This is a genomic window from Streptomyces sp. CO7 (assembly GCF_053474865.1).
Genome location: NZ_JBRIOU010000004.1, coordinates 687,437 through 688,724 on the forward strand (window position 1 = coordinate 687,437; position 1,288 = coordinate 688,724).

Here is a 1,288-nt window from a genome sequence, read left to right on the forward strand (position 1 = left end):
GGGGCGGCGTCGGAAGCACGACGGCGGGCGAGGGCGAGCACGGGAATCGCGTCGGCCACGGTGAGCCGCAGCACCGGGACGGTGCGCAGCACGAGGCGGCCGCGGTCGTCCCGCACCACCAGCCGGGCCCACCCTCGCTCCCCCGCCGGAATCCGCGGCGGCCGCGCCCCGGCCGGGAGCCGGAAGGCGACCCGCCCGGTGCGCGCGGGATCGCCCGGTTCGAAGACCGCCGCACACCGCACCAGCTCCGCCGCCTGGCTCCGCGTCAACCACACCATGCGCACAGTCTCCCTCAGGGTGAACGGCGCGCCCGGCGCGTCGGCATCGACCGTTTCTACTGGATGCTCCACCGGTGGGGATGGCCGGGGTCCCCGGGACAGGCGAAGACGTTGAGTTCGCCCCAGCGCCCGAACACCACCCGGGTGGGCGACGCGTGCGGGTGCGGCGGCAGGTCGGCGTCCTCCACCGGCCGCCAGCTGACGGTGCCGTCCCATTCGCCGGAGTCCGCGGTGAGCAGCAGCTCCATAGGTGAACCGCACGCCTGACAGTCCATGGCGTACGGGTCGGTCGTGTGCCAGGAGGCGTACCCGCCGGCCCGCCATCCGGGTGGGACGGAGAGGTCGTACTGGTAGCGGGGGATGTCGGGCGTCTCGTCCCCGTAGTCGCCGTCCGGTCCGCGGTCGGCCCAGGGCTGCCCGACGGTCTGCTCCTCGGCCTCCTCCTCCCGTTCCTCCTCCCAGGCGTCGAGCCGTTCGCTCAGCTCCGGCGGGAGGCAGCCGGCGAAGGGGTAGGTGACGACCTGCTCGGGATGCAGGACGCAGGGCTCCGGCACGTAGCCGTCGAACCCGACGACCTCGGGCTCCGGCTGCGGGGCGGTCGCCTCCGCCGCGGCGGCCTCGGCCGAGCGTCGCCAGTGCACGTGGACCTTCGTCCCGTGACCGGTCCGGCCGTGCGCGTCGAAGGGGCAGGCGAAGAGCTGGAGCAGGTCCGCGCCGTCGGGGCCCGGGCGCAGGTCGGGGACGTCCCGGCGGTAGAGCTGGGCCAGCGCGATCATCGGCACCGGGTGGTCGTCGGGCAGGTCGAGCAGACGGCGCCTGTCCTGCGGACCGAAGGAACCGTCGTCGCCCCGGCGGGCACGGCGGACGTCCTGTGTGCGGTACCCGGTGCCGCGGTCGTGCGGTTCGGTGCAGACCGGCCACGCCTCGCCCGCCGGCCATAGCAGCGGGCCGCCCACCGAGCTGTCCGCCACGGTGGGCGTGCCGGGGCGGGGGTGCAGCCGGGTGGTGGT

At 75.4% G+C, this 1,288-nt stretch carries 2 protein-coding genes; both read right to left on the reverse strand.

Going from position 1 to position 1,288, the window contains the following annotated elements:
• Positions 1-278, reverse strand: a 278-nt coding sequence (locus tag ACOV8S_RS15945; RefSeq protein WP_448318479.1) for a hypothetical protein, incomplete at its 3' end; no start/stop codon positions are given.
• Between the two features lie 56 nt (positions 279-334).
• Positions 335-1,288, reverse strand: a 954-nt coding sequence (locus ACOV8S_RS15950; RefSeq protein ID WP_448318480.1) for a hypothetical protein, incomplete at its 5' end; no start/stop codon positions are given.